The organism is Variovorax sp. V15, assembly GCF_041154425.1.
Classification (GTDB): Bacteria; Pseudomonadota; Gammaproteobacteria; order Burkholderiales; family Burkholderiaceae_C; genus Variovorax; species Variovorax guangxiensis.
Genome location: NZ_AP028659.1, coordinates 704453 through 728059, shown reverse-complemented (window position 1 = coordinate 728059; position 23607 = coordinate 704453). Strand labels below are relative to the sequence as shown.

Below are 23607 nucleotides of genomic sequence, written 5' to 3'. Positions count from 1 at the left end.
CATGACCGCAGCCCCGCCCCGCGTCGAGCAACGCACGCGCGCCAACGGCATCGAGCTGGCCTGGGACAGCTTCGGCGATCCGGCCGCCGAGCCGCTGCTGCTGGTCATGGGCCTCGGCGCGCAGATGGTGGCGTGGGACGACGCCTTCTGCGCCCGGCTCGCCGAGGCCGGCGGCACCGCGTGATCCGATTCGACAACCGCGATATCGGCCATTCGACGCACCTCACGCTGCTGGGCGTGCCCGACATCCAGGCGCTGATGGCGCAGGCGATGGCCGGGCTGCCGCTGCGAGCGCCCTACGACCTGCGCGACATGGCGGCCGACTGCGTCGGGCTGCTCGACGCGCTGGGCATCGCGCGGGCGCACATCGTGGGCGCCTCCATGGGCGGTGCCATCGGGCAAGAGCTGTGCATCCACCATCCGCAGCGCATGCTGTCGTTCACCAGCATCATGTCGAGCACCGGCGCGCCGGGACTGCCGCCGCCCACGCCCGAGGCGATGGCAGTGCTGTTCTCGCCGGCGCCGACCACCTTCGCGGCCTACCAGGCGCACTACGCGAAGGTGTGGCGCGTGCTGCGCGGACCCGGCAGCTTTCCGCTCGACGAGGCGCGCGACGCCGAGAAGGCGCAACTCGTCTTCCTGCGCGGGCTCAACCCGGCCGGCGTGGCGCGGCAGCTCGCGGCCATCCTGGCCTCGGGCAACCGCAAGCCCGCGCTGCGCAACGTGCGCGTGCCCACGCTGGTGATCCACGGCGACGACGACCCGCTGGTGCCGGTGGCCTGCGGCGTCGACGTGGCCGATGCGATAGCGGGCTCGCAGCTGCTGCGCATCCCCGGCATGGGGCATGCGTTGCCGATCCCGATGTGGCCGCAGATCGTCGACGCCATCGCGGCGCACACGGCGCGGCACCCAGGCGACTGAAGCAGAAGAAACAACAAGGCGACAAGGGAGCATCCGCCATGACGAACAAGTTCTCCCCTCTCGACCCGATGGCCATGTGGCGCGAGCTCACGGCCCAGTGGGAAAAAACCACCAACGAGTTCGCCAACGAGACCATGGCCTCGGACCCGTTCCGCCAGGGCATGCACGGCGGCATGAACGCCTCGCTCACCGCGCAGAAGGCGCTGGGCGAGCTGATGGCGCGCTACCTGACGATGCTGAACCTGCCGACGCGCGCCGACCTGCAGGCGCTGGGCGAGCAGTTGCAGCGCATCGACGATCACCTGGCGCGCATTGCCCGCGCCGTGGAGGGCGGGCCCGCTTCCTCCGCTGCGGCAGCGCCGGGGCCGCGCCGCACCCGGCAGCCTCCGAAGGCAGCACCTGCAGAACCTGCGGCGGCGCCCGCCACCCCGCGCCGCACGCGCAAGCCCCCGGCAGGAAAGCGCCAGGCATGAGCACCACCGCCGACACGCCTTTCGCCCTGCCCGACATCGCGGTCGACATGGCCGCCGAGATCGAGCGCGCGATCCAGCGCAACCTCAAGGGCCTGGACTTCCTCACCACCGCCGCGCCCGCCGTCGGCCAGACGCCCAAGGACGAGATCCACCGGCGCGGCACGCTGAGCCTGTACCACTACCGGCCCATGGCCGACGAGATCTACCGCGTGCCGCTGCTGATCGTGATGGCGACCACCAACCGCGGCTACATCCTCGACCTCGCGCCCGGCCAGAGCATGGTCGAGCATCTGCTGCTGCAGGGCTACGACGTCTACATGATGGACTGGAACGCGCCGCGCCCGCAGGAGAAGTACCTGCGCATCGAGGACTACGTGCTCGACTTCATCCCCGATTCCATCCGCCGCGTGCAGGAGCGCTCGGGCGAGGAAGACGTCACGCTCGTGGGCTACTGCATGGGCGGCGTGCTCTCCACGCTCTATGCCGCGCTGCACCCCGGCGGGCCGATGAAGAACCTCGCGCTCTTCACCACGCCCATCGACTTCAACCGCATGAAGCTCTTCCACGCGTGGTCGGACCGCCGGTATTTCGACGTCGACCGGCTCATCGACACCGTGGGCAACGTGCCGCCCGAGATGCTCTTCGCCTCCTTCGACATGCTGCGCCCCGCGGGCCGAAGCGCCGGCATGGTGCAGCTGTGGGACAACATGGACAACGACGAATTCGTCAAGTCGTACCGCATGTTCGACCGCTGGGGCAACGAGATGCTGCCGCTGGCCGGCGAGTACTTCCGCCAGACCGTCAAGGAGCTCATGTGGGGCAACAAGCTGCACAAGGGCGAGCTGGTGATCGGCGGGCAGAAGGTGCAGCTGAAGAACATCAGGGTGCCGGTGCTGCACGCGCTCGCGCAGCACGACCACATCGTTCCCTACGAGGCCGGGCAGCCGCTCGTGGCCGGCGTCGGCTCCACCGACAAGGAGGAGGTGGTGCTCAAGGGCGGCCACGTCAGCCTCGCCGCCGGGCCCAACGCGGTGCGCCGGCTGTGGCCCAGACTGGACGAATGGCTTGGAGTGCGATCGACATGAGCATCACCACCGTGACCGACTCCTTCTCGCGGACCTACCCGCGTACCGTGACCAGCAGTGACGGCAACATCGTCCTGCGCCTGATGGCCGCCGAAGACGCGAATGCCGTGCTCGCCTTCGCGCAGGCCCTCCCGGCGCACGACCTGCTCTTTTTGCCGCGCGACATCACCCAGCCCAAGGTGATGAACGCCTGGGTGCGCGCCATCGAGCGCGGCGACATCGACAGCGTGCTCGCGGTGCGCGAGAAGGCCGTGCTCGGCTGCGCGGCGGTCATCCGCGATCCGCACTCCTGGTCGAGCCACGTCGCCGAACTGCGCGTGCTCGCCGCGCCCGAGCTGCGCGGCAGCGGCCTGGGCCACAAGCTCGCGCGCGAAGCCTGCGCGCTGGCCATCGAGCGCGGGGCCGAAAAGCTCGTCGCCCGCATGACCGTCGACCAGCGCGGCGCCATCGCCGTCTTCCAGGCCCTGGGCTTCAAGCCCGAGGCGCTGCTGGGCAAGCACGTGAAGGACCGCCAGGGCATGGCGCACGACATCGTGGTGCTGAGCCAGGACGTGGCGCGGTTCGAGGCGCAGATGCGGGCGTACGGGATGAACGAGGCGCTCGGGGGCTGAAATGCCCCTGGCACGGGGGCGGCGGGGCCGGAAACCGCCGGCCTTTTAAAATCGCGGATTCCCCCCGCAGATTGCCCACCTTGTCTTTCGTAGCCGAAACCCGCCGCCGCCGCACCTTCGCGATCATTTCCCACCCTGACGCCGGCAAGACCACGCTGACCGAAAAGCTGCTGCTTTTCTCCGGCGCGATCCAGATCGCCGGCTCGGTGAAGGCGCGCAAGGCCTCGCGCCATGCCACCTCCGACTGGATGGAGATCGAGAAGCAGCGCGGCATCTCGGTGGCCTCGTCGGTGATGCAGATGGTGTACCGCGACCACGTCATCAACCTGCTGGACACGCCGGGCCACAAGGACTTCTCCGAAGACACGTATCGCGTGCTCACCGCCGTCGACTCGGCGCTGATGGTGATCGACGCGGCCAACGGCGTGGAAGCGCAGACGCGCCGGCTGATCGAGGTCTGCCGCCAGCGCGACACGCCCATCATCACCTTCGTCAACAAGATGGACCGCGAAGTGCGCGAGCCGCTGGACATCCTCGACGAGGTGGAGCGCGAGCTCGGCATGCCCTGCGTGCCCATGACCTGGCCGGTGGGCCAGGGCAAGAGCTTCCGCGGGATCATGAACCTGCGCACGCAGGCGATGACGGTGTTCGAGTCGGGCAGCGAGCGCCTGCCGCAGGACTTCGAGACCATTCCGCTGAGCGAGCGCGATACGCTGGTCAAGCGCTTCGGCGCCGACTTCGAGACCGCCATGGAAAGCATGGAGCTCGCCACCGGCGCCTCGCCCGCCTGGGACCGCGAGGCCTTCCTGGCCGGCAAGCAGACGCCCGTGTTCTTCGGCTCCGGCGTGAACAACTTCGGCGTGATGGAAGTGCTCGACGCGCTGGTCGACCTGGCGCCCTCGCCGCGCTCGCGCACCAGCACCACGCTGGTCAACCGCCAGCCGGTGACCAAGGAGATCCAGCCCGAGGACAAGGACTTCGCGGGCGTGGTCTTCAAGGTGCAGGCCAACATGGACGCCAACCACCGCGACCGCATCGCCTTCGTGCGCATGGCCTCGGGCAAGTACACGCCGGGCATGAAGCTGAAGGTGCAGCGCACCGCCAAGGAGCTGCGCCCCACCAGCGTCGTGACCTTCATGAGCCAGCGCCGCGAGGCGGTGGAAGAGGCCTACGCGGGCGACATCGTGGGTTTCACCACCCACGGCGGCGTGCAGCTGGGGGACACCATCACCGACGGAGCGAGCCTGCAGTTCACAGGCCTGCCCTTCTTCGCGCCCGAGCTCTTCATGACCGTGATCCTGAAGAACCCGCTGCGCACCAAGCAGCTGCAGCAGGGTCTGGCCCAACTCGGCGAGGAAGGCGCGATCCAGGTGTTTCGCCCCGAGATCGGCGGCCCGATGCTGCTGGGCGCGGTCGGCCAGCTGCAGTTCGAAGTGGTGCAGCACCGCCTGAAGGCCGAGTACGACGCCGACGTGCGCCTCGAAGGCTGCCAGTACACCGGCGCACGCTGGATCACGGCCGACACGCCCGCCGAGCTGCGCGAGTTCGTCAACGCGTACCCGCAGCGCATGGCGAAGGACGCGGCGGACACGCTGGCGTTCCTGTGCACCTCCCCGTATGACGTGCGGCTGGCGCAGGAGCGGTTTCCGAAGATCCACTTCCATCCGCTGCGCGAGCATGCGGGGTTGGCGCTGCAGAGCGCGGGGTAAAGAGACGGGATCGGGCAGCCGAACGCAGAAGGAAGACAAAAACTACGCAGAGATCGCAGAAGAGAACCTGGTCATTTCTGGATTTGTCCTCTGCGACTTCTGCGAAACCTTTGCGACTTCTGCGTTCGGCTTTCCTGCCGGTTCGCAGTCCCTCAACTGCCCGTCGACGCATAGCGGCGCAACCCGAAGCGCCACACCCCGAAAGCCGCCGCCAGGAACACGAACCCGGCGAGCGGCGACACCAGGCCCACCCACGCCGGCGCCCCCAGCGGGTCGGCCTTCCCCAGGATCGCCAGCACCGGGTAATAGGCCACGCAGGCCAGCGGCACGATGAAGGTCAGCACGCGCCGGAACCAGCGCGCATAGAGCGCCAGCGGGTACTGCGCGGCCTGCACGCCGCCGTAGGTCAGCACGTTCGCGATCTCGAGGCTCTCGACGGTCCAGAAGGCCAGCGTGCCCTGCAGCACCAGGATGCCGAGGAACAGCGCCACGCCGCCCGCGATGGCGATCAGCGCGATGGCGACGGCGCCCGGCGTCCACGCGATGCCCATCTGCTGCGTGGCGAACGCCACCATCGCCAGCCCCTGCAGCAGCCGGCCCAGGCGGCTGATGCGAAAGTCGTTGCCCATCAGCTGCAGCGCGAGCGGACGCGGCCGCAGCAGCAGGCGGTCGAAGGCGCCGGTGCGCAGGAACTCCGTGCCGAGCACGTCGAAGCCGCGGCCCAGCGCATCGGCCAGCGCGAACATGCAGTTCACCAGCCCGTAGAACAGCGCCACCTCGCCGATGCGCCAGCCCTGCACGTCGCCGAAGCGGTGGAACAGCGCCCACACGGCGATCACCTCGATGCCGGTGCCGAGGAACTGGCCGACGGTCAGCATCAGCGCCGAAGCCGGGTAGCGCGCCTGTCCGCCAAGGGAGGCACCGACCAGCCGGAAGAAGAGCGGAATCGATCCCATCGCCCTCACCTGCCCTCACCCGCCCTGCACCTGCAGGCCGCGCATGGTGCGGCCCATGGCGAAATGGCCGAAGGCCACGAGCACCGCGATCCAGAAGACCTGCAGCCCCAGCCCGCCGATGGCCTGCCAGCCCTGCAGCTGCCCGAAGTACAGGCGCGCCGGAATGTCCATCAGCCCGGCCAGCGGCTGGACCAGCAGCGCGGTCTGCCAGCCGTCGGGCAGCATCGCGAGCGGCAGCAGGTTGCCAGAGAGAACGATGACAACCGGCGTGGCCACCGCGCTGATGCCGCGTTCGTTGAGCGCGGCGGTGGCGGCCACGTTCAGCAGCATCACCATCGACGTCGACAGCAAAAGTGCGAAAACCACCGAGAGCATGAAGGCGAGCCCCGCCGCCAAGCCCGCAGGAAGCTGCCATGCCCACTCGCCGAGGCCGGCCAGCGGCAGCACGACCATCGCGAACGCAGCCATCAGCGCCACGCGCGGCAGCACGCGCGCGGCGATCCAGCCGGCGCTGCGCGCGAACCACAGCGCGTAGGCATCCACCGGCCGCAGCCGGTCGTAGGCGACGGCGCCGGTGCGCACTGCCTGCCCCACTTCCGGATCACCCAGCCAGGGCAGCAGCACGAGCAACCCCTGCGCGAGCCACGTATAGGTGATGGCCTGCGCGAGCGACATCGAGCTGCTCGCGCCCGTGGTGGCCGCGTGGCCATAGAAGGCCGCGAACACCATCACCTTGATGCCGCCCCACCAGCACTGCGTGGCGAAGCCGGCGAGCGCGGCGGTGCGGTACTGCAGCATCTGCAGGAAGCGCGATGCGAAGGCCGCGAGATAGGGTCTCGCCAGGTCGCGCGGGCTGGTCGCCGCCGTCATGCCTCGGCCGCTCCGTGCATGGCGTAGAAGCGCGCAATGACGGCCTCGATCGCCAGGCCTTCGAGCCGAATGTCTTCCACCGCATGCGCGGCCGCGATGCGCGCGATCAGCGCGGGCGCGGCGGTCTGCGCCGGGTCGAAGTCGAGCACCAGCGTCTGGCCGTCGCGCGAGTGCACCCGCGCGCCTTCCACCTGCGCGGGCAGCTCGGCGCCCTGCGCGAAGTCGACCACCAGGCGCCGCTCGGCCATCACCTGCGCGCGCAATGCCTCGACGGGGCTGTCGGCCAGCACGCGGCCGTGGCCGATGATGATCACGCGTCGGGCCAGCGCCTCGATGTCGTGCATGTCGTGCGTGGTCAGCAGTACGGTGGTGCCGCGCTCGCGGTTGGCGCGGCGCACGAAGTCGCGCACGGCGAGCTTGGAGGGCGCGTCGAGGCCGATGGTGGGCTCATCGAGAAAAAGGATGTCGGGCTCGTGCAGCAGCGCCGCCGCGATCTCCGCGCGCATGCGCTGGCCCAGCGAGAGTTGCCGCACCGGCTGCGCGAGCACGCGCTCCAGGTTCAGCAGCGCCACCAGCTCGTCGCGCGTGCGGCGGTAGCGCGCGGGGTCCACGCGGTAGATGTCGCGCAGCAGGTCGAAGCCGTCGCCCACGGGCAGGTCCCACCACAGCTGCGTGCGCTGGCCGAAGACCACGCCGATGCGCGCCACGTGGCGCTCGCGGTCGGCGAAAGGATCGCGCCCGTCGATCTCCACGCGCCCGCCGTCGGGGCGCAGGATGCCCGAGAGGATCTTGATGGTGGTCGACTTGCCCGCGCCGTTCGGCCCGATGAAGCCCAGCAGCTCGCCGCGCTCCAGCGCGAACGACACGCCCGACAGCGCCTCCACCGTGCGATGGCGGCGCTGCACGAGGCCGCGCAGCGCGCCGATCACGCCAGGATCGCGTTCGGAGATGCGGTAGGTCTTGCGGAGGTCGTCGACGAGGATGTGGGGCATGGCGGGCGCCGCGCCGGCCTCGATGGCACGGCGGGGGCGGGATGCTACACGAAAGCGCCGGTACGATCGGCGCTCCCCCTGCATTGCTCTCTCCATGCCCACCTTGCCTTCTTCGCCCCACCATCTGCTGCCGCTGGCCCAATGGCCGCAGGCCGTGCGCGGTGCGCTCATCGGCGTGTTCACCGACATCGACGACACGCTCACGCACGACGGCGCCATCACGCCCGATGCGCTGCAGGCGCTGGGCGATCTGAAGGCGGCGGGGCTTTCGGTGGTGGCGATCACCGGCCGGCCGGTGGGCTGGAGCCTGCCCTTCGTCAACGCCTGGCCGGTCGACGCCATCGTGGCCGAGAACGGCGCGGTCGCGCTGCTACCCTCGGCCGATGGCAAGGTCGAGAAGCGCTACCAGCAGGACGAGCCCACGCGCGCGGCCAACTTCGCGCGCATGCAGGCGGTGCTGGAGCGCATCGAGCGCGAGCTGCCGGGCGTGGGCCGCGCCACCGACTCGCCGGGGCGCGAGACCGACATCGCCATCGACCACAGCGAGTTCGTGCAATTGAGCGACGCCACCATCGCGCAGGTGGTGGCGCTGATGCGCGGCGAGGGCATGCACGCCACCGTCAGCAGCATCCACGTCAACGGCTGGTACGGCGACAACGACAAGCTCGAAGGCGCGCGCTGGATCGTGCGCGAGCTGTGGGGCCGCAAGCTCGACGGCGAGATGGACCGCTGGGCCTACGTGGGCGACTCCACCAATGACCAGCTGATGTTCCGCACCTTCGCGCACAGCATCGGCGTGGCGAACGTCGCGCGCTTCGTGCCGCAGTTGGAGCACCTGCCGCGCTACGTGACGCGGGGCGAGCGCGGCACCGGCTTCGCCGAGGCCGCGCGCGCGATTCTTTCGGCGCGCTGAACACCGCCGGACGCTGCGGACAAACAACACTCCGCGCGAAAAATACGGACGAAAAAAAGCCCGCACGAGGCGGGCGAAGGGACCGTTCGACGGGGTCCTTGGAGAAAACAGTCTCGGGGTTCGCTGCGATCAGAAGCTGTGGCGGATGCCGAACTCGTAGCCCATCGACGACTTGGGCTGCAGCGCCACGCGGTTGTACGTTGCCACGTACGACGGGCCGGCGCCGACTGTGTTGCCGGCACCGTTCTTGTTGGTCACGCGCGCGATCGTGCCGTAGAGCGCGGTGCGCTTCGACAGGTTGTGCACGTAGCCCAGCGCGAACTTGTTCGACTTCGGGTCGGGGGTGTTCACGGCGAAGAGGGCCGGCACGCGGTTGTAGTCGTACTTGACCTGCGAGTACGAGGCGCGGATCTGGCCCGGGCCGATCGGCACGGTCACGCCGATCAGGTAGCCGGTGAGGTCGGTGCTCGGCACCGGCGTGAAGATGTTCAGCGGATCGCGCTGGTCCTTCGAGCGCGAGTACTCGCCGAACAGCTTGGCCACGCCGAAGTCGTAGGTCGCGCCGAGGTTGAAGGTCTTGATCTTGCCCGGACGTGCCACGGCGGAGGAGCCTGAACCGGAGGTGAAGCTGGTGTCGTTCTGCGCGTAGCTGACGGCGACGTCGACCGGGCCCGAGGCGTACCCGACGCGGCCGCCGATATGGCGGCCGGTGTTGGTGCGGTCGGCGCCGGTGATGGTGTCGGGCGACAGGCGGGTGATTTCGTGGAAGCTGTAGCCCAGGTTGCCGTAGAAGCCGCCCAGGTTGCGCGGCAGGAAGTACTGGACCATGTTGCCGGCGCGCTTGTAGGTGCTGTTGCTGCCGTAGCCGGTGCCCGAGAGGCTGCCTTCGTTGGCGTCGATGATCAACGAGCCGCCGATACCGGTGTCGCCGAACGGATCGAACTGCTCGTCGTTCAGCACGGTGGCGGTCTTGTCGCGGCCGATGCGGAATTCGCCGAAGCTGCCGGCAAGGCTCACGGTGGAGCGGCGGCTGAAGTTGGAGACGCCGGTGGCGCCGTCGTCGTTGGTGATCGGGGCTTCGAGCCAGAAGCTGGCCGACAGGCCGCCGCCGAGGTCTTCGACGCCGCGGAAGCCCAGGCGGCTGGAACTCAGGCCCGAGTTGGCCAGCTCGGTACGTCTGGCCTTCACGCTGTAGTAGGGGGTGAAAAGGGTGGCCGGGACCGACTCGCTCTTGTTCGAGACGTTGCGGTAGGCCGCATCGACGACGCCGAACAGCGTCACGGTCGATTGCGCCGACGCGGCACCGCAGGCTGCCATCGCAGCCAGAACAAGCAGGGATTTTTTCATTCGTATCACTCCAGGATGGGGAAGTTGCCGCTCCGATGCCGGATGCAGCTGCTGAGAGCCCGGGCTTTTGCGCCACAAGACTGCATCGGAGTGTTTCCATCGCGGAAGACAAACGAATTACATAGGGTAAGTACCCAACCCCCGAAGGGCCAAGCCTCTTGACATAGGTGTCCTGACTGTTTCCTGACCCGGAACGCCGTTCCGGCCACTCACTCGCTCATGGGCAATTCGCGCTGCCGGCGTCGCAGCACCATCCACTGGCTCCACGTGCCGAAGGCGGCGATCAGCAGCAGCACCGCCCCATAGCCCTCGGCCGTGTTCAGCAGCCCCAGCGGCGCCACCAGGAAGCCCGCGAGCATGGCCGGCAGGCTGAACGCGAGATAGCTCACCACGAAGATCGCCGCGAAGAGCTCGCCGCGCTCGTGCGATTGCGCCATCGGCGCCAGCGTCTGCACCAGCGCCGAGAACGCGCCGCCGAAGCCGATGCCCGCTACCGCCGTGCCGACGAAGAAGAGCGCGAGCGAACGGGTGGCAAGCGAGGCAAGCAGCAGCACCAGGCCGAGCGCGATGCTGGCCATGCCGACGATGGCCGGGCGCGGAGCCGCAAGGCGGCCGAGCAGCGTCGGCGCGATGGCTCCCATGCCGGAAAGCACCGCCACCGTGAGGCCGTTGACCACGCCGTTGTCGATGCCGAACACATGCAGCATCAGAGAAGGCGCCAGCGACAGGTACAGCCCGCCGAGCGCCCACACCACGATGAACACCGGCAGCCCGCGCGCGAACTCGGCGCGTGCCTTCGCCGGAATCGACACGCGCGGCACCAGCGAGGCCAGCGCCCCGGCGCGCGGCGTGACGGTCTCGGGCATCCACAGCACCACCGCCGCGCCCAGCGCGAACACCGCGGCCAGCACGCCGAACACCAGCATCACCGGTTGCAGCGAGAACTTCACCGCCATGCCCGTGAGCAGCGCCCCCACCGCAAGGCCGGCGAGCGGCGACACGCTGGTGATCAGCGCCCCCAGCCGCTTGCGCGAAGCCGGCGCCGCCTCGACCACCGCCGCGCTCAGCGCGCCGCTCGCCACGCCGGTGGCGATGCCCTGCACCACGCGCGCGACGATCAGCCCGCCGATGCCGTTCGCCATCAGGAAGAGCCCCATCGCCACCGCCTGCAGTACCAGCGCCGACAGCACCACCGGCCGTCGCCCGATGTGGTCCGACAGCGACCCGGCTACCAGCAGAGAAACCAGCAGCGCGATCGCGTAGACCGCGAAGGCCACCGTGAGCAGCGACGAAGAGAAATGCCAGGCGTGCTGGAACACCACGAACAGCGGCGAAGGCGCGGCAGCCGCGAAGAAAAAGGCGAACAGCACAGCCGCGAGCAGCGGAAAGGCCGCGCGCTGCGGCAGGCGCCAAGGCCTGGAGCGCGCCGCGAGGTCGGCGGTGGCGGAAGCGAGTTCGGGGCAGGAGGACGGCATGGCGAATCCTTAATGCAACTTTTTTTGCTTTTGTGATTCTAGACATGCGAATCCTCTAAAGCAAATATCTTTGCGTTAAAGTCCAGGCCATGACCGACATCGCCCTCCCCAACAAACGCCCCGGCGGCCGCAGCGCCCAGGTGCAGGCATTGGTACGCACTGCCCTCGAAGAACTCGTGGCGGAACAAGGAAGGGAGCGCGTCACGGTGCCGGCGGTGGCCGAGCGCGCGGGTGTCAGCGCCTCCAGCATCTACCGGCGCTGGGGCGACCTGCAGGGGCTGCTGGCCGAAACCGCCACCCACCGGCTGGACCCGAACCGCCCACTGCCGAATACGGGAACGCTGCGCGCCGACCTGGAAGCCTGGGCGCGCGAACTCATCGAGCACCTGGCCAGGCCGTGCAATACCTCGTTGCTGAAAGCCGCGGCCGCGCTGGCCAACGATGGCGCCGACACCGACTGCCTGCGCAACCGCCGCAGGGAGGCGCTCACGCTTGTCGAGCAGGCCCGCGCCCGCGGCGAGCCCGCACCCGAGCCGCAGCAGGTGATCGATCACCTGATCGCGCCGATCGTGTTCCGGCTGGTGTTCGGTGGAGACGGGGTGCAGCCGGAACTGGCGTCCCGGCTGGTGGACGAGCTCTTCGTCCTCAGTTCGTCTTGACTTCCTTCGCCAGCCCCAGCTTGTCGATGATGGCCTTCTCCTTCACCACCGTGTCCTGCGCGAACTTGGTATAGGTGGCCGAGCTCATGTAGTTCGGCAGCATGTCGTAGCGGCCCAGCGCGGCGACGTAGCTCGGCTCCTCCATCGCCTGCTTGAAGGCGTCGTGCAGCTTCTTCACCACCTCGGGCGGCGTGCCCTTGGGTGCGCCGATGCCGAAGGGCGAGTTCTGCACCACGTCGTAGCCGAGTTCCTTCAGCGTGGGCGCGTCGGGGAACTTGGCCAGGCGCTTCTCGCCCCAGGTGTTGAGCACGCGCAGCTTGCCGGCCTCGACCTGCGGCGCGAAGCCGGTGCTGTCGGCCGCGGCCATCAGCTGGCCGCTGACCACCGCGAGCATCAGGTCGGCACTGCCCTTGTAGGGCACGTGCTGCAGTTGGATGCCGGCCTTCTGCGCGACGATCTCGGTCGTCAGGTGCGGGCTGGTGAGCGTGCCCGTGGAGCCGTAGGTAAGCTTGCCGGGGTTGGCCTTGGCGTATGCGACGAAGTCGGCCCAGGTCTTGAAGGGGCTGTCGGCCGGCACGACGATGCCGAAGGCGTAGCCGGTGACGTTGATGACGTAGGTGATGTCCTTGAGCGGATCCCAGTTGATCTTGGTGGTGTAGCCCAGGCGGAACACGCCCAGCGGAATCTGCGCGACGGTGTAGCCGTCGGGCTGCGCGGTCTGCAGCGCCTGCGCGGGCAGCGTGCCGCCGGCGCCGGGCTTGTTGTCGATGATCACCGGCTGGCCGAGGATCTTGCTCGCGTTCTCCGCGAGCTGGCGCATGGTGATGTCGGTCGGGCCGCCCGCCGGGAAGGCGATCACCAGCTTGATGGGCTTGGCGGGAAAGGCCTGCGCGAGCGCCGCCATCGGAAAAGCGAGGCCGCCGGTTGCGGCGAGTGCGGCGGCGGTACGGAGGAAGGTGGAGCGGCGGAGCATGGCTGACTGGGTCCTGACTTGGGAAAGCGCCGATTGGGCCCCGCCGCACCGGCGAAGGCAATCGGGGCTGCCCTGATTTCCGTGGGAAACAGGGGCGAATTCCGGCGTCCGAGTCGCCTGCGCGTCAGCTGCTAGGCCTGCGCGAAGCCTTCGATCACGTTCACCGCGTTGACGCCCACCTCCGCCACCGCGTAGCCGCCCTCGAACACGAACACCGTCGGCAGTCCGGCGCGTGCCAGGTCCTCGCCCATGCGCAGGTAGTCGTCGCTCTTCAGCCTGAAGCCGGAGATCGGGTCGCCCTCGAAGGTGTCGACGCCCAGCGAGACCACCAGCGCGCCGGCCTTCACTTCGGCGATGCGGGCCAGCGCGGTTCCCAACGCGGCGCGCCACGCCGCGAAGTCGGTGCCGCGCGGCAGCGGCAGGTTGTGGTTGAAGCCCTCGCCCCGCCCGGCGCCGCGCTCGTCGGCATGGCCCAGGTAGTAGGGATAGTCGGTCAGCGGATCGCCATGCAGGCTCGCGAAGTGCACGTCGTCGCGCTCGTAGAAGATGGCCTGGGTGCCGTTGCCGTGGTGGTAGTCGACGTCGAGCACGGCCACGCGTTCGACGCCCGCGTCGCGCAGCGCCTGCGCGGCGACGGCGGCGTTGTTGAGGAAGCAGTAGCCGCCGAAGAAATCCGCGCCCGCATGGTGGCCCGGCGGCCGCGTGAGCGCGAAGGCGGCGCGCTCGCCACCGATGACGCGCTGCGCCGCGGTCCACGCGCATGCCGCGCCGTGGCGCGCCGCCGTCCAGCTGCCCGCCATCAGCGGCGTGCCCGCGTCGAAGGAGAAAAGACCCAGGCGCGCCGGAAAGCTCTTCGGCAGCACATCGCTGCGCATGCCGCGCGTGGGCCAGTACGAAGGCAGCACGTCGCGCGTCGCGTTGGACGGGTCGAGCGCCACCCACTCCTCCCACGCATGCGCGATGAAGTCCAGGTAGCGCGGCGCATGCACCTTGGCCAGCACCGCCTCGTCGAAGGCATCGGGCGCCTGCAGCGGGCCGATGTTCCTGCGCTCCAGCTCATGCCTCACATGATCGACGCGCGCGGGCACCTCGAAGCACGGCACGAGCTCGCCGCGGAACATCTCGACTTTGCCTTGGTGAAGAACGTGCTGGTCGTTGTAGATGGTGAGCATGAAGATGTGCAACAGGAGCGGCTGTGACGAAGCCGTCCATCATGCCGCACGCCGCAGCACCGCCCGGCGCCGCCCCGAGGCGGTGAGCCCGAACAGGTCCTTCGGGTCGTCGAGCTCCGGCACCAGCGCGATCTGCCGGCCGATGCCGCGCTCGGTCGCGATGCGCTGGATGTAGCGCAGCGCCGTGTAGTCCTCCAGCGCGAAGCCCACCGAGTCGAACAGAGTGACCTGCGCCGCGCTCTCGCGCCCCGGCACCTCGCCGAGCAGCACGCGCCAGAGCTCGTGCACCGGGAAGTCGGCGGCCACCTGCTGGATCTCGCCCTCGACGCGGGTCTGGGGCTCGTACTCGACGAACACGCGCGCCTTGCCGAGCACGCCGGGATGCAGTTCGGTCTTGCCGGGCGAATCGCCGCCCACCGCGTTGATATGCATGCCCGGCTCGATCATGTCGGGCGTGAGCACCGTCGCGCGCCCCTGGTAGGCGGTGACGGTGGTGACGATGTCCGCGCCGCGCACCGCCTCGGCCACCGAACGGGCGCGCACGATCTCCAGCGGCGTGCAGGCCGCGAGGTGGCGCACCAGCTTGTCGGTGGCATGGGGGTCGATGTCGTACACCCGCACTTCCTCGATGCCCAGCAGCGCATGGAAGGCCAGCGCCTGGAACTCGCTCTGCGAGCCGTTGCCGATCAGCGCGAGGCTGCGCGAATCGGGCCGCGCCAGCGCCTTCGCGGCCATCGCCGAGGTGGCGGCCGTGCGCAGCGCTGTGGTGAGCGTGAGTTCGGAAAGCAGCACGGGGTAGCCCGTGTCGACCTCGGCCAGCACGCCGAAGGCCATGACGGTCGGCAGCCCGACCTGCGTGTTGTGCGGATGCCCGTTGACGTACTTGAAGGCGTAGGCGCCATCGTCGGCCACCGGCATCAGCTCGATCACGCCGAGGTGCGAATGGCTGGCCACGCGCGCCTTCTTATCGAACTCGCGCCACCGCATGAAGTCGTCGCGCAGCGCGTCGGCCAGCGCGGTGAGGAACTGCGGAACCCCGGTCTCGTCCACCAGGCGGACCAGGCTGTGAACATCGATGAAGCGGGTCATGACATGGCTCCTTGCGTAGCCCCGCCGCGGCGCTTCATCCCATCGCATGTTTACTCCACCATGGCTGATTCAGGATGCGCCTGCGCCAAGGGTTGAGAGCCATTGTGCGCCTGCTCGCGAACCTTTGCGAGCCCTCTGCGGCTGCCGCCTTCAGTCGCTGCGGCGCTCCTCGATGCTGCGCTCCAGGAAGCGCCAGAGCCGCTCGTCCTCGCTGAAGGCGACGTTGAAGCGCAGCCAGCCGGTGGGGCGCGGGTTGACCAGGAACAGCTGGCCCGGGCCCAGCATGATTCCCTCGGCCGCGGCGCGCCGCGAGAGCTCGGCGCTGTCGGTGATGTCCGGATGCCGGGCCCAAAGGTACATGCCGGCCGCGGGCTCATGAAACAGCTCGAAGCCCAGTCCCCCCAGCCGCCGCGCGACACTGCCGTGCGCCTGCGCGAGGCGCTCGCGCAGGGCCTTGAGATGCTTGCGCCAGCGGCCGTCGGTCACGGTGCCGAAGGCCAGGCGCTCGGTGATGTCGGACGATGTGAGGCCCGAGATCATCTTGAGTTGCGCCAGCTCGTCGAGCAGCTCGGGCTGCGCGATGACGTAGCCGACGCGGATGTTCGGCGAGATGGTCTTCGAATAGCTGCCCACGTACACCACGCGGCGCAGCTGCCCCAGGCTGGCCAGCGAGGGACGCATCGACGCGTCCATTTCGGCGTAGATGTCGTTCTCCACCAGCGTGAAGTCGTGCGCCTGCGCGAGTTGCAGCAGCTGCACCAGTTGGGGCAGCGAGGCCATGGAGCAGGTCGGGCTCTGCAGCCGCGGCTGCGTGAAGAAGGCCTTGGGGCGGTGCACCGCCAGCAGCGCTTCGAGCGCGGGCATGTCGTAGCCCGAGGGAGTGCGCGGCACGCCGACGATCTCCACGCCCAGGAAGCGCAGCATGAACATCAGGTTCGGATAGCCGGGATCGTCCACGAGCACGCGGTCGCCCGGCTTGAGCAGGCGGCGCGCGACGAGATCCAGGGCCTGGCTCGAGCCCTGGGTCAGCAGCACCTGGGCGGCCTCGACCACGATCTGCTGCTCCGACAGCGCCTCGGCCGTCGCCATGCGCAGCGCCATGTGGCCGAAGGGCAGGCCGTAGCCGCCGATGTCGCTGCCTTCGGAGGCCAGGTGGCGCAGGCTGCGGCGCATGCCGTCCTCGAAGAGCCAGTCGTGCGGCAGCCAGCCGCAACCGGGCTTGAGTGGCAGGTTGCGGTTCTCGAAGATCTGCTGGAGATACCACCGCGCGTCGAAGCGGGGGTCCGCGCGGGGCGCGCTGGCCGTGCCGGCGGGGCTCTCCTCGCTGCGCCGCTTGACGAAGAAACCGGCGTTGGCCCGCGAGACCAGCAGGCCCTGCGCCACCAGCCGGTCGTAGGCTTCGACCACCGTGAAGACGCTGACGCCATGGGCGGCGGCGAAGGCGCGGATCGACGGCAGCTTGGTGTCGGCCTTGAGCTTCTGGGCGCCGATCAGGCCGCGCAGCCCTTCCACGATCTGGCTCACCAGTGGCGTCGGCTGTTCGGGGCGAAGAATGAGCATCGGGGGTGTCTCCGGCGGTCCGGCCTGCACCATATTGAGGAAAGTATGTACAGGATACAAGACCAGTACAGTCCTCCGGACGACCGCTTCCGGTGTACATGGCCGGTCCGGATCGGGCGACCTAGAGTGCCGGCATTCCTTTCCTTCCAGCACTCAAGCACAGGTCGTCCCCCATGCAACGCGAACCCCACCTCAGCAACGCCGCCCTCATGACCCGCCGCAGCGCGGCCGTCGCGCGCGGCGTCGGCCAGGCCCATGAAATCTTCGTCAGCCGGGCCGCCAACGCCGAGCTCTGGGACGTCGAGGGCCGCCGCTACATCGACTTCGCGGGCGGCATCGCGGTGCTCAACACCGGCCACTGCCACCCGGAGATCACGGCTGCAGTCAAGGCGCAGGCCGAGCTCTATTCGCACACCTGCTTCCAGGTACTGGCCTATGAGCCCTATGTGGAACTGGCCGAGCGCCTGAATGCACTGGCACCGGGCGCGTTCGCGAAGAAGTCGGTCTTCCTGAGCACCGGCGCCGAGGCGGTGGAGAACGCGGTCAAGATCGCCCGTGCCCACACCCGGCGCCCCGGCGTCATCGCCTTCACCGGCGGCTACCACGGCCGCACGATGATGACGCTGGGCCTCACCGGCAAGGTCGCGCCCTACAAGGTCGGCTTCGGCCCCTTCCCGGGCGAGGTGTTCCATGCGCTGTACCCGAACGCGCTGCACGGCGTGAGCGTGGACGAGGCCCTGCATTCGGTCGAGCTGCTGTTCAAGAACGACATCGAGCCCGAACGCGTGGCGGCCTTCATCCTGGAGCCGGTGCAGGGCGAAGGCGGCTTCTACGTGGCGCCGAACGATTTCGTCGAGGGCCTGCGCGCGCTGGCGGACCGCCACGGCATCCTGATCATCGCCGACGAAGTGCAGACCGGTGCCGGCCGCACCGGCACCTGGTTCGCCAGCGAGCAGTGGCCGGTGGCGCCCGACCTGATCACCACCGCCAAGTCGATGGCGGGCGGCTTCCCGATCTCCGGCGTGGTGGGCCGCGCCGAGGTGATGGACGCCCCCGCCCCCGGCGGCCTGGGCGGCACCTATGCCGGCAGCCCCATCGGCTGCGCCGCGGCGCTCGCGGTGCTCAAGGTGTTCGACGACGAGCAGCTGCTGGCGCGCAGCCGTGCGCTGGGCGAGCGGCTCATGGCCGGCCTGCGCCGCATCGCGGCGGGCGAGCCGTCCATCGGCGACGTGCGCGGGCTCGGCGCCATGGTGGCCATCGAGCTGTTCGAGGAGGGCGACACCGCGCGGCCCGACGCCGCGCTGACCCGCAAGGTGGTCGCGGAGGCGGCACGGCGCGGGTTAATCCTGCTGTCATGCGGCACCTACGGCAATGTAATTCGCGTGCTGGTGCCGCTCACGGCATCCGACTTGCTTGTGGACGAAGGCCTGGCGCTTCTCGCGGACAGCTTCGCCGCACTGCGCTGATCGACCGATCCTTTTCCTGAATCCTCCATGACCGCAGAACCCTTGGTGCGCTTCCAGCGCGTCCAGAAGACCTACGACGGCGAGCACCTGGTGGTGCGCCAGCTCGACCTGGACATCCACCGCGGCGAGTTCCTGAGCCTGCTCGGCCCTTCGGGATCGGGCAAGACCACCACGCTGATGATGCTGGCGGGCTTCGAGTCGCCGACCTCGGGAGAGATCCTGCTCGACGGCAAGCCGATCACCCGCACGCCGCCGCACAGGCGCAACTTCGGCATGGTCTTCCAGAACTACGCGCTGTTCCCGCACATGAGCGTGGGGCAGAACGTGGCCTATCCGCTCACCGTGCGCAAGGTGCCGAAGGACGAGCAGCAGCGCCGCGTGCAGCGCGCGCTCGACATGGTGCAGTTGCGCGGCATGGCCGACCGCCTGCCCGGCCAGCTCTCGGGCGGCCAGCAGCAGCGCGTGGCGCTGGCGCGGGCGCTGGTGTTCGAGCCCCAGCTAGTGCTGATGGACGAGCCGCTCGGCGCGCTCGACAAGCAGCTGCGCGAGCACATGCAGATCGAACTCAAGGACCTGCACCGCCAGCTGGGAGTCACCTTCGTCTACGTGACGCACGACCAGGGCGAGGCGCTCACCATGAGCGACCGCGTGGCGGTGTTCAACGAAGGCGTGATCCAGCAGCTGGACACGGTCGACCGTCTCTACGAAACGCCTTCCAACCGCTTCGTGGCCGGCTTCGTCGGCGACAACACCGTGCTCAGGGGCCAGCTGGGCCAACGCCAGGGTCATGGCGGCGAGCATGCCGAGATGACGCTGCCCGACGGCCGCGTGCTGCACGGGCTCAACGTGAGCGGAGCGGCTTCTGGCGCGGCCGTCGAGGCCTGCATCCGCCCCGAGCGCGTGGTGCTGCACCGCCGCACGGACGTGCAGCGCGCCAACATGCTCGAGGCCGAGGTGGCGCGCGTCATCTACTTCGGCGACCACCTGCGGCTGCTGTGCAGCGTCGGCGGCGGCCAGGCCGACGCCACCGTGAAGCTGCCGCTGGACGGCCTCGACGGCGCCGCCGCGCCGCGGGCCGGCGAGGCGGTGGTGCTCGAGTTCCCGACGGCGCATGCGCGCATCTACGTCCCCTGAAGCCGGCCTTCCGTTCCCGTTCGCATTCCCCCTCGTTCCCGTTCATCACCCAGGAAGATTTCCACCATGAAAAAGACACTTCTCGCCTGCACCGTCGCCGCCAGCTTCGCCCTGCCGGCCCTCGCCCAGCAGCAGCTCACCGTGGTCAACTTCGGCGGCGCCAATGCCAACGCCCAGAAAAAGGCCTACTACGAGCCCTACGAGAAGACCGGAACCAAGATCGTCGCGGTCGAATACAACGGCGAGCAGGCCAAGATCAAGGCCATGGTGGAGACCAAAAAGGTCACCTGGGACGTGGTCGAGGTCGAGTCGCCCGACGCGGCGCGCGGCTGCGACGAGGGCCTCTTCGAGAAGCTCGACTATTCCAAGATCGGCACCAAGTCCGACTTCCTGCCGGCCGCCGTCACCGACTGCGGCGTGGGCCTGTTCGTGTGGTCGACCGTGATGGCCTACAACGGTGAGAAGCTCAAGACCGCGCCCACGAGCTGGGCCGATTTCTGGGACGTGAAGAAGATTCCCGGCAAGCGCGGCATGCGCAAGGGCGCGCGCTACAACCTCGAATTCGCGCTCATGGCCGACGGCGTGAAGCCGGCCGACGTCTACAAGGTGCTCGGCACCAAGGAAGGCGCCGACCGCGCCTTCAAGAAGCTCACCGAGCTCAAGCCCAACATCCAGTGGTGGGAAGCCGGCGCGCAGCCGCCGCAGTTCCTGGTGGCCGGCGACGTGGTGCTGACCACCGTCTACAACGGCCGCATCGACGCGGCCAACCGTGAAGGCCGCGACCTCAAGATCTACTGGCCGGGCGGCATCTACGACCTCGACTACCTGGTGATCCCCAAGGGCGCGCCGAACAAGGAAGCCTCGCTGAAGTACATCCAGTTCGCGATGCAGCCCGCCAACCAGGCGGTGTATGCCCAGAACATCGCCTACGGCCCCACCAACACCAAGGCGCTGGCCTCGCTCAGCCCCAAGGTGCTTGCCGACCTGCCGACCTCCTCGACCAACGCCAAGGACGCGCTGCAGTTCAACGTCGGCTTCTGGGCCGACCAGGGCGAGGCGCTGGAGAAGCGCTTCGCGGCCTGGGCCACGCAGTAAACCGGCAGACGAACCAGCGAACGCGAAAGAGGCCATGCACGCGGCAACGTCTGTTCCCCCGGTTCCAGCGGAAGCGCCCCCCGGCGAACTGCGGCGCGCACTGGCGCGCGCCGAGGCCCGCCGCAAGTGGCGCGCCTTCGCGCTCACGGCGCCGCTGCTGGTGTTTCTTCTGCTGACGCTGCTGGTGCCCATCGTGGCGCTGCTGCAGCGCGCGGTGGAGAACCCCGAAGTGGCCAACGCGCTGCCTCGCACCGTGCGCGCGCTCGACGGCTGGAACCGCAAGGAGGCGCCCGCGCCCGCGGCCTATGCGGCCATCGCGGCCGACCTCGGCCAGCTGCCCGACAGCTCCGACGCGGGCGCCCTCGCGCGCCGCCTCAACACCGAGATCGCGGGCGCCCGTTCGCTGGTGATGGGTGCCTTTAGGGCGCTGCCCATCGCCGGCACGCCGGAGGAGATCAAGACACGCATGCTGGAGCTCGATCCGCGCTGGGGCGAAGCGCCGTACTGGCAGGCGATCGCCAAGAACGGCTCTCGCTGGACGCCCGACTACCTGCTCGCCTCGGTCGACCTGCGGCGCGACGTGGCCGGCGAGGTGGAGCGCATGCCCGCCGACCAGCGCGCCTTCGCCGGCATCCTGCTGCGCACCTTCCAGATCAGTGCCGTGGTCACCTTCTTCTGCCTGCTGCTGGCCTATCCGCTGGCGTGGTGGCTGTCGACGCTGCCGGCGCGCAAGGCCAACGTGCTGATGATCCTGGTGCTGGTGCCGTTCTGGACGTCCATCCTGGTGCGCGTGGCCGCATGGATCGTGCTGCTGCAGTCCGAGGGCCTGGTCAACCGCGGCCTGATGGGCATCGGCCTCATCGACCATCCGCTGGCGCTGCTGTTCAACCGCACCGGCGTGATCATCGCGATGGTGCACATCCTGCTGCCCTTCATGATCCTGCCGCTGTACAGCGTCATGAAGAGCGTGCCACCCACCTACCTGCGCGCGGCCGTCTCGCTGGGCAGCTCGCCGCTGGCGGCCTTCTTCCGCGTGTACGTGCCGCAGACCTACCCCGGCATCGGCGCCGGCGCGCTGCTGGTCTTCATCCTGGCGATCGGCTACTACGTGACGCCGGCGCTGCTCGGCGGCGCGGACGACCAGATGCTGAGCTACTACATCGCGCGCTACACCAACGTGGAAATCAACTGGGGCATGGCCTGCGCGCTGGGCGCCGTGCTGCTGGTCGCCACGCTGCTGCTGTACGCCGTGTACCGCCGCATCGGCAAGGCCGAGCTGAGCCTGGGCTGAGCAGCCACAAAGACAGGAGTCATCATGCTGAAGCTCCCTCAATTCCCGGCCTACGCCACCTTCGCCGACAAGCTCGGCTGGTGGCTGGTGCGCGCCGGCTGCGTCGCGGTGCTGGCCTTCCTGCTGGCGCCGATCCTGGTGGTGATTCCGCTGTCGTTCTCCGACAGTTCCTTCCTCGCCTACCCGATTCCCGGCTGGTCGCTGCGCTGGTATCGCAATCTCTTCGACTCGCCCGAGTGGGCGCGCGCGGCGCGCAACAGCTTCATCGTCGCGCCCGCCGCCACGGTGCTGGCCACCGTGCTGGGCACGCTCGCGGCGGTGGGGCTGTCGCGCACGAACTTCGCGTTCAAGGGCCTGCTCATGAGCGTGCTGATCTCGCCGATGGTCGTGCCGATCGTGGTGGTCGGCGTAGCCACCTACCTCTACTTCGCGCCGCTCGGTCTGGCCGACACCTACCTCGGCCTGATCGTGGTGCACGCGGCGCTGGGCGCGCCCTTCGTTCTGACCACCGTGCTCGCCACGCTGGCAGGCTTCAACCAGAACCTGGTGCGCGCGTCGCTGAGCCTGGGCGAGACGCCGTTGCGGACCTTCATGCGCGTCACGCTGCCGGTGATCGCGCCGGGCGTGATCTCGGGCGCGCTGTTCGCCTTCGCGACCTCGTTCGACGAGGTGGTGGTCACGCTGTTCCTCGCGGGGCCCGACCAGGTCACGCTGCCGCGCCAGATGTTCACCGGCATCCGCGAGAACATCTCGCCCACCATCGCCGCCGTGGCGACGCTGCTGATCATCTTCACCACCACGCTGCTGCTCGCGCTCGAATGGCTGCGCGGACGGCGGCGCTGAACACTCCATTCGCGCGATGCCCTCCACGACCCCGAACCAGCCGCTAGGCGGCAACACCATGCCGCGCTTCGCCGGCCCCGGCACGATGATGCGGCTGCCCCCGGCAACGTCGCCGGAAGGACTGGACGCCGCGTTCATCGGCGTGCCGCTGGACATAGGCACCTCCAACCGCCCCGGCGCGCGCTTCGGGCCGCGCCAGATCCGCGCCGAGTCGGCGCTGCTGCGCCCCTACAACATGGCCACCGGCGCCGCGCCCTTCGACCGGCTGAACGTGGCCGACCTGGGCGACGTGCCGATCAACACCTATTCGCTGGACAAGTCGCTGGCCATCATTTCGGCCTTCTACGACACGGTGCTGGCAGCAGGATGCGCCCCGCTGACGCTGGGCGGCGACCACACCATCGCACTGCCGATCCTGCGCGCGGTGGCGCGAAAGCACGGCCCGGTCGCACTGGTGCACGTGGATGCGCATGCGGACGTGAACGACGACATGTTCGGCGAGCGCATCGCCCACGGCACGCCGTTCAGGCGCGCCGTCGAAGAGGGCCTGCTGGCCTGCGACAAGGTCTGGCAGATCGGCCTGCGCGGCACCGGCTATGCGGCGGACGATTTCGACTGGCCGCGCGCGCAGGGTTTCACCGTGGTGCAGGCGCACGAGGTCTGGTACCAGTCGCTCGCGCCGCTGATGGCGCAGGTGCGCGAGCGCATCGGGCCCGCGCATCCGGTCTACATCAGCTTCGACATCGACGGCATCGACCCCTCGTTCGCGGGCGGCACCGGCACGCCCGAGATCGGCGGGCTCACCGTGCCGCAGGCGCTGGAGATCGTGCGCGGCTGCCGCGGCCTGAACGTGGTGGGCGCCGACTTGGTGGAGGTCAGCCCGCCCTACGACACGAGCGGCAACACCGCGCTGCTGGGCGCCAACCTGCTCTACGAAATGCTCTGCGTGCTCCCCGGCGTGCCCTTCCGCTGA

At 69.1% G+C, this 23607-nt stretch carries 23 protein-coding genes; 14 read left to right on the top strand and 9 right to left on the bottom strand.

Annotation, left to right across the window (positions count from 1 at the left end; genetic code table 11):
• Nucleotide 1 precedes the first annotated feature (1 nt).
• The 6 genes from ACAM57_RS03560 to ACAM57_RS03535 all read left to right on the top strand — a co-directional run bounded on the left by ACAM57_RS03560 (nt 2) and on the right by ACAM57_RS03535 (nt 4799).
• Nucleotides 2–184 carry a hypothetical protein gene (locus ACAM57_RS03560; protein ID WP_369660726.1) on the top strand — a complete coding sequence of 61 codons (183 nt, stop codon included), beginning with the start codon at nt 2–4 and terminating at the stop codon, nt 182–184.
• On the top strand, nt 181–921 hold the full coding sequence (locus ACAM57_RS03555; RefSeq protein WP_369660725.1) for an alpha/beta fold hydrolase: 741 nt from the start codon (nt 181–183) through the stop codon (nt 919–921). Before ACAM57_RS03560 ends, ACAM57_RS03555 begins: the two co-directional genes overlap by 4 nt.
• Before the next feature lie 38 nt (nt 922–959).
• On the top strand, nt 960–1394 hold the full coding sequence (locus ACAM57_RS03550) for a poly(R)-hydroxyalkanoic acid synthase subunit PhaE (RefSeq protein ID WP_369660724.1): 435 nt from the start codon (nt 960–962) through the stop codon (nt 1392–1394).
• Nucleotides 1391–2479 (top strand): alpha/beta fold hydrolase, encoded by a 1089-nt coding sequence (locus ACAM57_RS03545; RefSeq protein ID WP_369660723.1) that lies wholly within the window; start codon nt 1391–1393, stop codon nt 2477–2479. Before ACAM57_RS03550 ends, ACAM57_RS03545 begins: the two co-directional genes overlap by 4 nt.
• Complete coding sequence (locus ACAM57_RS03540; RefSeq protein WP_369660722.1) at nt 2476–3090, top strand: N-acetyltransferase family protein; 615 nt, start codon at nt 2476–2478, stop codon at nt 3088–3090. The genes ACAM57_RS03545 and ACAM57_RS03540 overlap by 4 nt, the downstream gene beginning before the upstream one ends.
• Nucleotides 3091–3170: 80 nt before the next feature.
• Complete coding sequence (locus ACAM57_RS03535; RefSeq protein WP_126023709.1) at nt 3171–4799, top strand: peptide chain release factor 3; 1629 nt, start codon at nt 3171–3173, stop codon at nt 4797–4799.
• Between the two features lie 152 nt (nt 4800–4951).
• Here the strand turns inward: ACAM57_RS03535 and ACAM57_RS03530 are convergent, their stop codons facing one another.
• From ACAM57_RS03530 to ACAM57_RS03520, 3 genes are read right to left on the bottom strand one after another with little or no spacing between them, the layout of a single operon-like run.
• Entirely contained in the window at nt 4952–5755 is an 804-nt protein-coding gene (locus ACAM57_RS03530; protein ID WP_126023710.1) for an ABC transporter permease, read from the bottom strand.
• 15 nt (nt 5756–5770) lie between these two features.
• Nucleotides 5771–6625, bottom strand: coding sequence for an ABC transporter permease (locus ACAM57_RS03525; protein WP_369660721.1), 855 nt, complete (start codon nt 6623–6625; stop codon nt 5771–5773).
• The gene (locus tag ACAM57_RS03520) at nt 6622–7617 is read right to left on the bottom strand and encodes an ATP-binding cassette domain-containing protein (RefSeq protein WP_369660720.1); all 996 of its coding nucleotides are present in this window, start codon (nt 7615–7617) and stop codon (nt 6622–6624) included. The genes ACAM57_RS03525 and ACAM57_RS03520 overlap by 4 nt, the downstream gene beginning before the upstream one ends.
• 94 nt (nt 7618–7711) lie before the next feature.
• Between ACAM57_RS03520 and ACAM57_RS03515 the strand changes: the two genes are divergently transcribed.
• Entirely contained in the window at nt 7712–8530 is an 819-nt protein-coding gene (locus ACAM57_RS03515) for an HAD-IIB family hydrolase (protein WP_184640882.1), read from the top strand.
• A gap of 129 nt (nt 8531–8659) precedes the next feature.
• Here the strand turns inward: ACAM57_RS03515 and ACAM57_RS03510 are convergent, their stop codons facing one another.
• Together ACAM57_RS03510 and ACAM57_RS03505 are read right to left on the bottom strand one after the other, a co-directional pair.
• Entirely contained in the window at nt 8660–9877 is a 1218-nt protein-coding gene (locus ACAM57_RS03510; RefSeq protein WP_369660719.1) for a porin, read from the bottom strand.
• Between the two features lie 209 nt (nt 9878–10086).
• Nucleotides 10087–11352: an MFS transporter gene (locus ACAM57_RS03505; protein ID WP_369660718.1), complete on the bottom strand. Its 1266-nt coding sequence runs from the start codon at nt 11350–11352 to the stop codon at nt 10087–10089.
• Nucleotides 11353–11441: 89 nt separating this feature from the next.
• Here ACAM57_RS03505 and ACAM57_RS03500 point away from each other — a divergent pair, with 89 nt between their 5' ends.
• The gene (locus ACAM57_RS03500; RefSeq protein ID WP_369660717.1) at nt 11442–12011 is read left to right on the top strand and encodes a TetR/AcrR family transcriptional regulator; all 570 of its coding nucleotides are present in this window, start codon (nt 11442–11444) and stop codon (nt 12009–12011) included.
• Here the strand turns inward: ACAM57_RS03500 and ACAM57_RS03495 are convergent.
• The 4 genes from ACAM57_RS03495 to ACAM57_RS03480 form a co-directional block, all read right to left on the bottom strand.
• Nucleotides 11998–12984, bottom strand: coding sequence for a tripartite tricarboxylate transporter substrate binding protein (locus tag ACAM57_RS03495; protein ID WP_369660716.1), 987 nt, complete (start codon nt 12982–12984; stop codon nt 11998–12000). The two genes, ACAM57_RS03500 and ACAM57_RS03495, sit on opposite strands and share 14 nt — an antisense overlap.
• Before the next feature lie 131 nt (nt 12985–13115).
• Entirely contained in the window at nt 13116–14156 is a 1041-nt protein-coding gene (locus ACAM57_RS03490) for a histone deacetylase family protein (RefSeq protein ID WP_369660715.1), read from the bottom strand.
• 39 nt (nt 14157–14195) lie between these two features.
• The gene (locus ACAM57_RS03485; RefSeq protein WP_126023719.1) at nt 14196–15245 is read right to left on the bottom strand and encodes an ornithine cyclodeaminase; all 1050 of its coding nucleotides are present in this window, start codon (nt 15243–15245) and stop codon (nt 14196–14198) included.
• 150 nt (nt 15246–15395) lie between these two features.
• Nucleotides 15396–16805, bottom strand: a complete 1410-nt coding sequence (locus ACAM57_RS03480; RefSeq protein WP_369660714.1) for a PLP-dependent aminotransferase family protein — start codon at nt 16803–16805, stop codon at nt 15396–15398.
• A 173-nt stretch (nt 16806–16978) separates the two neighbouring features.
• Here ACAM57_RS03480 and gabT point away from each other — a divergent pair, with 173 nt between their 5' ends.
• From gabT to speB, 6 genes are all read left to right on the top strand, one after another.
• Nucleotides 16979–18271, top strand: coding sequence for a 4-aminobutyrate--2-oxoglutarate transaminase (gene gabT, locus ACAM57_RS03475; protein WP_369660713.1), 1293 nt, complete (start codon nt 16979–16981; stop codon nt 18269–18271).
• Nucleotides 18272–18298: 27 nt separating this feature from the next.
• The gene (locus ACAM57_RS03470) at nt 18299–19405 is read left to right on the top strand and encodes an ABC transporter ATP-binding protein (RefSeq protein ID WP_369660712.1); all 1107 of its coding nucleotides are present in this window, start codon (nt 18299–18301) and stop codon (nt 19403–19405) included.
• Nucleotides 19406–19471: 66 nt separating this feature from the next.
• Nucleotides 19472–20500, top strand: coding sequence for an ABC transporter substrate-binding protein (locus ACAM57_RS03465; protein ID WP_184640890.1), 1029 nt, complete (start codon nt 19472–19474; stop codon nt 20498–20500).
• Between the two features lie 34 nt (nt 20501–20534).
• Entirely contained in the window at nt 20535–21791 is a 1257-nt protein-coding gene (locus ACAM57_RS03460) for an ABC transporter permease (RefSeq protein ID WP_369660711.1), read from the top strand.
• A 24-nt stretch (nt 21792–21815) separates the two neighbouring features.
• Nucleotides 21816–22634: an ABC transporter permease gene (locus ACAM57_RS03455; protein ID WP_184640891.1), complete on the top strand. Its 819-nt coding sequence runs from the start codon at nt 21816–21818 to the stop codon at nt 22632–22634.
• Between the two features lie 16 nt (nt 22635–22650).
• The gene (gene speB, locus ACAM57_RS03450) at nt 22651–23607 is read left to right on the top strand and encodes an agmatinase (RefSeq protein ID WP_126023726.1); all 957 of its coding nucleotides are present in this window, start codon (nt 22651–22653) and stop codon (nt 23605–23607) included.